Origin of the sequence: Hespellia stercorisuis DSM 15480 (assembly GCF_900142165.1) — a bacterium.
Classification (GTDB): domain Bacteria; phylum Bacillota; class Clostridia; order Lachnospirales; family Lachnospiraceae; genus Hespellia; species Hespellia stercorisuis.
Window position 1 is genome coordinate 18,573 of sequence record NZ_FQZY01000056.1, and the last position, 9,903, is coordinate 28,475.

Below are 9,903 nucleotides of genomic sequence, written 5' to 3' on the forward strand. Positions count from 1 at the left end.
TGCGGCTGTCTGTTTTGATACAAATAAATGAAAGAGAGGACCTGAGCATGAGAAAAACAGGAAATTTGAGAAGAATCGTATCTGGATTACTGGCAGGGATGACGATTTTAAGTACGGTATTATCCCCGATGACAGCTTATGCAGCGGAGATGAAACCGGATGAAAAGCCACCTCTTTATGAAGAGGTAAAAGATCTTCTGGACGAGGATGAAGTGGTTACTGCAAAGGATTATGAAGTAGAGGTTGGAAGCAACTTTGATGTGAAATCAGATTATATCGGACTGGAAATCAGGGATGATAACAAGGTAAAAGTCACATTTGAAGAAGCGAAGAACGAAAATAACGAGGACTTTACCACTGCCCATGCAGACACTTATAAAGCTGTCTATTATGTGGAACCAGTCAATTCGGAGCATCCGAAGTATCAGATTAGCCGAAAATTGATCGTGAGGGAGAATACAGCGACAATGCAGTCTGAAGCTGGTAACGAAAACGCAGTGACAGAAGCAGAGACTTCTGGAACCGATCAGCAGACGGAAGAAGCAGAGGATGCAGAAGCTGATTCGGATACGGAGAATGTGGAAGAAATAACAGATGCTGAACTGGATTCGTTTAATTCTCAGGCTGAAGAACTTTTGCCAGATATGGAGGAGGATACTGAGAATACGACTGATTCAGAAACTGGATTAACTGTTTCAGATGCAATGGAGCAGGCACAGGAAACAGGAATTGATTTATATGATATGGCTCCAGGAGAAACAATTACGTTTCTGGCATCTACAGGTGCCAGAAGTACACAGAAGGTATCTGTTACCAGAGGTACCTTATACAGATATGCAGATTATGGCTATGGATCATATCTGACTTACCAATATACAGTACAGTTTGGAAATGTTTCAGCGACAGCATACTGCGTGCAGCCATCCAAACCAGGACCGGGAAGTGGCAATTACACAATCAGCAAGGTTGGAGATGGAAAAGCACTTGCAAAGGTTTGTTATTATGGAACAAAAGCTTCTGGTGATGAAGGCTTTTTCACCGAAGAAAATGGCTATGGCAATTTAAGTGCCGGAGCAAGATTTATTCTTGTACACCTGGCAGCATCTTATGCGAATGGAAGTGGTGATGCTTTTTCCGGAGCAAACAGTACCGCACAGAATCTTGCAAAAAAACTCTATAATTATTGTATTTCCCAGCCGGAAATTCCGGATGTAGCGATGTCATTTTCCGATGCAAATGTGAAAGCGTATGTTGACGGAAATTCGCAGAGAACAAAAGATATTACGTTCAATGCGGATGTATTACAGACAATTACCATGAAACTTCCTGCAGGTGTAAAATTTCATAATCTGACAACAGGAACAACAAGTAAAGCCGGAGCAAGTGTTGAAGTGTGTGGCGGCACAAAGTTTTATCTGTCTGCACCATTGACACAGGTAAGTGATGTAGCTGAAAGTTGGTCTTCCACAATGAAAGGAAGCATTACAAAAGATTATTCTGCTTACAAAATCACGACTGGATCAGACACGCAGGATCTTGCTTTAGTATTTGGTGAAGGTGTAACTGATGAAAAATATGTGGATTTTAAAGTTTCCTGGGTTGAGCAGGCAACGATTGAAATTGTGAAAAAGGATGATTCCGCAGATGTAAATTTACAAGGCGCTGTATTTGGCGTATATAGTGATCCTGAATGTAAAAATCTGATTACACAGATGCCGGAAACAGACAAAAATGGAAGATCTTCCGTAACAATCATCAAAACGCAGGATACAGTATACCTTAAAGAAATTACAGCACCACAGGGATATGCTGTAAATGCAACAGCAACAAATGTAAAACTTGTCGCAGGAAAGACTTCATCTGTTACAGTGGAAAATAAAGAACAGCTGGCAGAGCTTACTATCTATAAAGAAGGTCAGGTGCTTACCGGAGCAGATGTGAATGAGAATGGTACTACATTCCATTATGAGAACCGAAGACAGAAAAATGCTGTTTACCATGTTTATGCAGGAGCTGATATCGTAACAGCTTATGGAACTAAGGTTTACAGTAAAGGTGATCTGGTCAGAGAAAATCTGACAACTGGAGAAAATGGTTCTGTCACACTGAAAAATCTGCATCTTGGAACTTATGTAGTAAAAGAAGCACAGGCACCGGAGAATTTTTACAATGGCGGGGAAGAAAAGACTGTCACTCTGAGTTATGCCGGACAGAATAAAGAAGTTGTTTTTGCAGATGTAACCTTTAACAATGAGAGACAGAAAGCAGTGGTAACGGTAGTCAAACAGGATAAAGATACAAAGAAACCTCTGGATGGTGGTGTTTTCGCACTGTATGCTGCGGATGATATTGCTAACGCAGATGGAAACATTGTAGTAAAGAAAGGCACTTTGATTGAGAAAGTTACTACAGAAGCAGACGGTACTGCAAAATTCACAGCAGATCTTCCAATCGGTTACACTTATTCTGTAAAAGAAGACCAGGCACCGGAAGGTTATGTAAGAAATACAGAGGATATTTACAGCTTCAAATTTGCTTACACCAATGACAAAGAAGCAAAAGTATCTTTCACCCATACGTTCAGCAATGATCGTGTGACTGCAAAGATCAATCTTTATAAAGTGGATAAAGAGACTGGAAAAGCCGTTCCACAAGGCGATGCTGTTTTAAAGGGAGCTGTTTATGGCTTATATGCTCGTGAAGATATTGTGCACCCGGACGGAGCAACCGGCATTATCTATAAAGCAGGCGAACAGGTTGCATCCCTTACAACAGATGAAAAAGGACAGGCATCTGTAGATGGTCTGTATCTTGGAAAGTACTATGTAAAAGAGATCACACCGCCAACCGGATATCTGGCAGACACCGAGGAGCATGATCTGGAATGCAACTATGAAGGAGACATGACTGCGGAAGTGAAGCGGGAATGTACTTCTGGTGAGCAGGTGATCAAACAGCCATTCCAGATTATCAAAGCAGCCAACAATGGAAAGACAGATGCTGATCTGCTGGCAGGGGCAGGCTTTACCGCTTATCTGGAATCTTCCCTGACAAAGAAAGCAGATGGAAGCTATGATTTTGAAAAAGCAACACCGGTAGTTATCGGTGAGAATGGAGCAACTGAGATTTTCACGGATGAAAGAGGCTATGCGTGCAGTATTCCATTGCCATTTGGAAGCTACATTGTTCGAGAGACAACTACACCTCACAATTATCATCCGGTAGACGATTTCAGAGTAACTATTACCGAAAATCATCCGAATGAGCCGCAGGTTTGGAGAGTCCTTCTGGACAAAGAATTCAAGGCGAAACTGAAAATCGTGAAAAAAGACGATGAAACAAAGAAATCTGTTTTATCTGCAGGAACAGAGTTTAAAGTGTATGACCTGGACAACCAGAAATATGTGGAGCAAGTGACAACGTATCCAGTGACCACAACGCATAAATCCTACTTTACAGACAGTCAGGGTTATCTGATTATGCCGAAGAATCTGAAGATCGGTCATTACCGTATCGAAGAGATTCAGGCACCGGAAGGGTACACAATCAATAAGAATTATGTGGAGATTGCTGTAGATGCCAATACTGCATACCAGATGGATGCGGAAAGCGGTGATGCAATCATTACTGTAGATTATGAGAACCACCCGGTAAAGGGAAAATTGACCATCTATAAAAAAGGTGAGATGCTGACAGGCTTTAAGAAAGATTTCATTTATGAAGGGAAATATCTGAAAGGTGCAGAATTCAATATTTATGCTACAGAAGATATTTTTACACCGGATTATCAGAAAGACGAGAATGGAAACAGACAGCTCATTTATGCAAAAGATGCACTCGTGACAACGGTATCCACTGGAGAGGACGGAAAAGCAGTTGCAGAAAATCTGCCGCTTGGTGCTTACTATGTGGTAGAAAAATCAGCGCCGGAAGGTTTTGTTCTGAATCCAGACAGATCAGAAGTAAAATTTGTATATGCAGATCAGGACACACCTGTGATCGAACAGGAAGTGACGGTTGGAAATGAAAGACAGAAAGTAGCCATCAAGGTAGAAAAACAGGATGCAGAAAATGGTGCGGTTCTGGAAGGTGCCGTATTTGGTATTTATAATAAGGATGATATCAAAGCAGATGGTAAAGTGATTGTGAAAGCGGATACCCTGTTACAGGAAATGACATCTGAGCAGAATGGTATTGCTTACTGCACACTGGATCTGCCACTTGGACAGTACTATGTGAAAGAATTAAAAGCTCCTGCTGGATTTGTTTCATCTGATGAGATTCTGGAATTTGATGCTTCTTATCAGGGACAGGACGTAAAAGTCGTGAAACTGAAAGCAGTGAAAAAGAACCAGCCAACAACCGTAGAGGTAACAAAATCCGATCTGACCACAGGAGTGGAACTGGATGGAGCGAAACTGATGGTTCTGGATAAGGATGGAAACATTGTAGATGAATGGACTTCTGTAAAAGATGAGCCGCATGTGATCAAGCGTCTGACAGTAGGGGAAGAATATACGCTTCGTGAAGAAATTGCCCCGTATGGATACCTGAAAGCAACCGATGTGAAATTTAAGATTGAGGATACCGCAGAGATTCAGAAGGTGGAAATGAAAGATGAAGTGCCGACCGGACTTCTGATCATCAACAAAAACGGTGAATTTCTGGATAAAGTAACCCTTCTTGACAATGTAAAAGGTACCGTAGAGCATCTGTTTGAATATGTGACCGGAAATCTTCAGGATGTTACCTTTGATGTATTTGCTGCTGAGGATATCAAGGCTGCAGATGGCGTCAGCAAAGATTATTTTAAGGCAGACGAAAAAGTAGGAACGATCACAACGGATTCCAATGGTATTGCACAGCTGGGAGATCTTCCGGCAGGAAAATATTATGTGAAAGAAGTAAAAACTGCTCATGGATATGTCCTGGATAGTGAGCCGAGATATGTGGATCTGTCTTATCGTGACCAGGATACACCGGTCATCACTTACGATGAAAAATGGCAGAATGCCCGTCAGAAAGTGAAAGTAACGGTTCTGAAAAAAGAAAAAGATACAGATCGTGTCCTTGCAGGTGGCGTATTTGGTCTTTATACAAAAGAAGATATCAAAAATGCCAAAGGGGATGTACTGCTTGAGAAGGATACTCTGATTGAGCAGAAAGCTACGGATGAAAATGGACAGATTACTTTTACAGCAGATCTTCCGGTAGATGGAAAATACTATGTAAAAGAGATCAGTGCCCCGGCTGGATTCGTAACAACAGAAGAAATCCAGGAATTTACTTTTGATTATGCTGGAGAAGATCAGGCAGAAGTAAGCTATGATTTTACTTTTGAGAATCAGCCGACAACTGTAGAGTTGACAAAATCAGATCTGACTACTGGTAAAGAACTTCCAGGTGCACACCTGAAAGTGACAGATGCCGAAGGAAATACTGTGGACGAATGGACATCTACCACAGAATCCCATGTAATCAAGGAACTGGTTGTTGGTAAGAAATACACCATGACAGAAACAAAACCGGCAGACGGTTATGTAACAGCAGAAAGTATTGAGTTTACCGTAGAAAATACAGCAGAAGTTCAGAAGCATGAGATGAAGGATGATGTTACAAAAGTACAGATCAGTAAGACTGACATTACAGGAGATAAAGAGATTCCGGGTGCGAAACTGACGATTTTAGATAAAGACGATCAGGTGGTAGAGAGCTGGACTTCTACAGAAGAAGCTCACTATATTGAAAAACTTCCGATTGGAAAATATACACTTCGTGAAGAACAGGCACCAAAGGGATTTATCCTGACTTCAGATGTGACTTTTGAAGTAAAAGATACCGCAGAAATTCAGAAAGTTGCCATGAAGGATGATACTGCAAAGGGAAAAGTGATTCTCAATAAGACAGATAAAACTTCTGGAGAACCGCTGAAAGGAGTAGAATTTGAACTTCGGGACAGCAAAGGAAAGGTTTTGGAAACCTTAAAAACAGATGCTGCCGGTCATGCCGAAAGCAAACTGTATGAGATTGCAACCTTTAAAAATGGAAAATATGATGCGGCTATCAAGTATTATCTGGTGGAAACCAAAACACTGGATGGATATACACTGGATCAGACAAAGCATGAGATCACATTTGCTTATGCAGATGACAGCACTCCGGTAGTGGAGGTTACTTTTAACCTGACCAATGAGAAACCGGAAGTTCCAGAAACACCGAGCACACCGGATACACCGCAGTCCTATGAAGGAACAAAGGTATCTGATGCACCGAAAACTGGTGATTACACAAATATCTGGCTGCCGATTCTGCTGTTACTTATTTCAGTAGGTGGTATGACAGGACTTTGTATTACAAAAAGGAAAAACAGAAAATAGCAATGTGTTAAAAGGGGGCCCTGAATCAGGGCTCCCTTTTCAAATAAAAAATCACAGAAGAAAGGAAATTGAAAATTATGATGAAAACAATGGAAAAAAGACAGGTTGCAAGAAAAAATCAGGAGAGAGCTTTCAGAAGAATGATGGCATATCAGAAAAAAGCGGAGCAGATGGTCAATAAGAAGAGAATGAACCAGCACATGATTAGAAAGGGGTAAGGACGTATGATGAACAGAAAAGAATTTTACGAATATATTAAGAACAATGTGAAAAATTATCTGCCACAGACTTATGAAAATGCGGAGATTAAATTACAGGAGATCGCTAAGAATAATGGTGTTAATCTGACAGCAATTACGATTCCAGAGGGCACTCAGCGAGCAGTTCCATCCATATATCTTGATTCTATGTATCAGGATTATCTGAATGGAAAGCCTCTGGACTCCTGTGTGGGCGATGTGGCAGACATGAGAATTGAGCTGCAGGATATGGCGGCATATGTGAATCTTGGCTTACCAGATATCCGTAACTATGAAGAAATGAAGGATAAGTTACAGGTAAGAATCTGTGATCCGGAATGGAATCAGGATCGTCTGGCAGATAAAGTGTATACCGAACATGGAGATTTTGCAGCGTACTACACGATCAATTTGGAAGAAGATCAGCATGGCACTTCCAGCATTCCTGTGACCGTTAATCTGATGAAAACATGGGGAGTGACAGCAGAGCAGATTCATGCAGATGCAACAGCAGCGGACAAAGACAGGGGTGCGGTTCTGATGGATATGAAGGAAATCATAAATTCGATGGTTTTTGGCGGAGAGGAGCCGGAGAATCTTCTGAATCATAAACTGGATATGGAAACTATAGAAAATCCAATGTTCTGCCTGACGAATGAAACCAAAATGAACGGTGCATCTCTTTTACTTCAGGAGGATATCAGAAAACAGATCGGAGAGTGCCTGGGGAGTGATTATTTTGTCCTTCCATCATCCATCCATGAGGTTCTGATTTTGCCGGATAATGGAATGTTTGAAGTGCCTGCGTTAAACCAGATGGTGCAGGAAGTGAATGAAACACAGGTGGAACCGCAGGAGCGTCTTTCTGATAAAGTGCAGTTCTGCGATGGAAAAACGGCTGTACTGGAAAATGCGGAACGAAGGGAAGCACGTCTGGAAAAAGCTAAAGAAGCGGAAATGGAAGATGAAAAAGTCACCGAAAAAGGTGGTATTCATGGGAAACTGGAAAAAGCAAAAAATGAGTTGAAAGCAAAAGAGGCAAGCAAAATCCCAAAGGATAAATCCAGAGATCTTGCGACAGTTTTATAAGAGTAGCTAAAAAGAAAGAATGAAGTAACGGAGAGGGATTGTGACATGCAATCCCTCAAATTTTTATGGAGGAACAAATGGCAAATAAATTATACGCAATGGAACAGCTGACGGAGGAAGTGGCGAAAGATGTTGCTTCCAGTCCGCAGGAGTGGATGCGGTTCCTTGATACTGCATCCAGGCTGTACCGGTACACTTTTCCGGAACAGATTCTTATCTATGCACAGCGTCCAGATGCAACAGCAGTGGCATCTATGGAAATCTGGAACCAGAAGATGTACCGCTGGATCAAGAAAGGTTCCAAAGGAATTGCCCTGATTGATAATACATCGGGACCTAAAACAAAGCTGAGATATGTTTTTGATGTACAGGATACTTACAAGGTAAGGAATCTTGGCAAAGATCCGCAGTTATGGAATCTTCCCATGGAAGGAGAAAACCTTGTTGCAGATTACCTGCAGGAACAGTTCAACCTGGAAGAAACGGAGGGCGGGCTTGCAGAAGTTTTGCATCAGGCGGCAGTCGAAAGTGTACAGGACTGGCTTCCGGATGCCTTTGATGAAATGCACTTGGATGTAGGAGGAACATTTCTGGAAGATCTGGATGTACAGAATCAGAAAGTGGAATTCCGGGAACTGATGATTAACAGTACCTGGTATCTTTTGTTGAACCGATGTGGCCTGGATGTGCAGGAGTATCTGGATGCAGAGGATTTCCGATATATTACAGATTTTAACCGTCTGAAAGTCATGGGACATCTGGGAAGTTCCGTGAATGAGCTTGCAAAGCCGGTGCTGATGCAGATTGGAAGATATGTGATGACTGATCTGGAAAAAGATCTGAAAACACTTGCAAAAGAGAAAGAAGTCCCTTATAATGAATTTAACACGTTAATTCGTGAAAGTAAAATAACCAACAAAGAAGATAGAGAAGAAAATAAGGAGGAACATGAGCATGAGAGAGATCACTTACAGCCAGAACGGAGAGTATCAGATCCCGGATATCAGTCTGGAGGAGACATCAGGGACAATCGGGAAGTATGGGATGATGCGGAAAGAATATCTGCGGAACCACAAAATCGCCAGATTCAACATTCTGACCTTACAGAACAAACTGGACAGCCATCTGATGGAGATCGACCAGCAGGCGAGACAGAAAGTAGACAATCTGATGGCAGAACTGCTGGAGAAAGATCCGGCACCAGACAAGATGACGGACACAATGGCATGGACCAGACACATGAACCAGATCAAAGCACAGGCAGAGGAACTGGTGATTCAGGAGATTATCTACAGTTAAGTCTGTTCCCTACGGAAGAAGAACAGTTAGGAGAAATCAGAAAAGCGGCAGCTGCACTCACACAGCCAGCCGCTTTTTTGATTTCAGATGATGTGGTAAATGATATTCTCCGTACCGGAAGCGGAAAAGGAAATACACTTTTCCATATTACGGCAAAACTGATTGAAGGATTGGATAACGAAGACATGCGAAACTTTCTGATCAGTGAGTATGGTACTGGTGGAAAAGGATTTACCATCCATGGACAAAAAATCAGTATCTGGTATGACAGCGATGGTATTCGTATCCGACGGGGAGATTCAGCCAAAAGGAATTTTGACCGTATGGTTACGTGGGAAGAAGCGGCAGACCGTATCCGGGATATGTATGAGGACGGAAATTATGTTTCCAACAGCATTTCTAACAATGCCATCGAAAAAGAACGGGAAGAAACAAGTCTCCAATTAGCACTCCATTTTCGGGATACCAACAAAAATCCAGATGAGAGACTGTCTTATCAGGAGTGGCAGAAAATCATTCAGGATTACTGGCTTGAACCGGAAGCTATTCAGGAAATCTATGAGCGGTTTGAATATTTGCAGAAAGACATGGACGAAAATCCAGGGGAATATCATCGCTGGGAAATTCAGAACAATCCAGTGTATTTTAGCCGTTTTCGTGACCTGCAGCGGGATATGTCCTGGCGGGATCAGAAACAGCAGGTAGAACGATTGGAACTTTCTTTTATCACACAGGATGAGATTGATGCAGTATTAAGAAAAGGGGGCATCATCGCCGGTGGTCGTAATCGTATCTATGAATATTTGTAACTGTTCAGAACCCCCTTGGGGAACTAATTAATTTTTGTACAAAACAGAGAATTTTTAAAACCTGTTTTGCGATATTATTTCGGTAATTGG

At 41.8% G+C, this 9,903-nt stretch carries 4 protein-coding genes; all 4 read left to right on the top strand.

Annotated features, from left to right (window positions below):
• Nucleotides 1-47 precede the first annotated feature (47 nt).
• The 4 genes from BUB85_RS15680 (at nucleotide 48) to BUB85_RS22750 (ending at nucleotide 9,813) form a co-directional block, all read left to right on the top strand.
• The gene (locus tag BUB85_RS15680) at nucleotides 48-6,377 is read left to right on the top strand and encodes a SpaA isopeptide-forming pilin-related protein (protein ID WP_073112208.1); all 6,330 of its coding nucleotides are present in this window, start codon (nucleotides 48-50) and stop codon (nucleotides 6,375-6,377) included.
• A gap of 77 nt (nucleotides 6,378-6,454) precedes the next feature.
• The gene (locus BUB85_RS21790) at nucleotides 6,455-6,595 is read left to right on the top strand and encodes a hypothetical protein (RefSeq protein WP_200803582.1); all 141 of its coding nucleotides are present in this window, start codon (nucleotides 6,455-6,457) and stop codon (nucleotides 6,593-6,595) included.
• A gap of 6 nt (nucleotides 6,596-6,601) precedes the next feature.
• The gene (locus BUB85_RS15685; protein WP_073112210.1) at nucleotides 6,602-7,705 is read left to right on the top strand and encodes a DUF5688 family protein; all 1,104 of its coding nucleotides are present in this window, start codon (nucleotides 6,602-6,604) and stop codon (nucleotides 7,703-7,705) included.
• 77 nt (nucleotides 7,706-7,782) lie between these two features.
• Nucleotides 7,783-9,813: a hypothetical protein gene (locus tag BUB85_RS22750; protein WP_242945454.1), complete on the top strand. Its 2,031-nt coding sequence runs from the start codon at nucleotides 7,783-7,785 to the stop codon at nucleotides 9,811-9,813.
• Nucleotides 9,814-9,903: the final 90 nt, after the last annotated feature.

Bases quoted from the DNA above. Each gene is read 5' to 3' on its own strand.
- BUB85_RS15680 (WP_073112208.1), top strand. From the start codon at position 48: ATGAGAAAAACAGGAAATTTGAGAAGAATCGTATCTGGATTACTGGCA.
- BUB85_RS21790 (WP_200803582.1), top strand. From the start codon at position 6,455: ATGATGAAAACAATGGAAAAAAGACAGGTTGCAAGAAAAAATCAGGAG.
- BUB85_RS15685 (WP_073112210.1), top strand. From the start codon at position 6,602: ATGATGAACAGAAAAGAATTTTACGAATATATTAAGAACAATGTGAAA.
- BUB85_RS22750 (WP_242945454.1), top strand. From the start codon at position 7,783: ATGGCAAATAAATTATACGCAATGGAACAGCTGACGGAGGAAGTGGCG.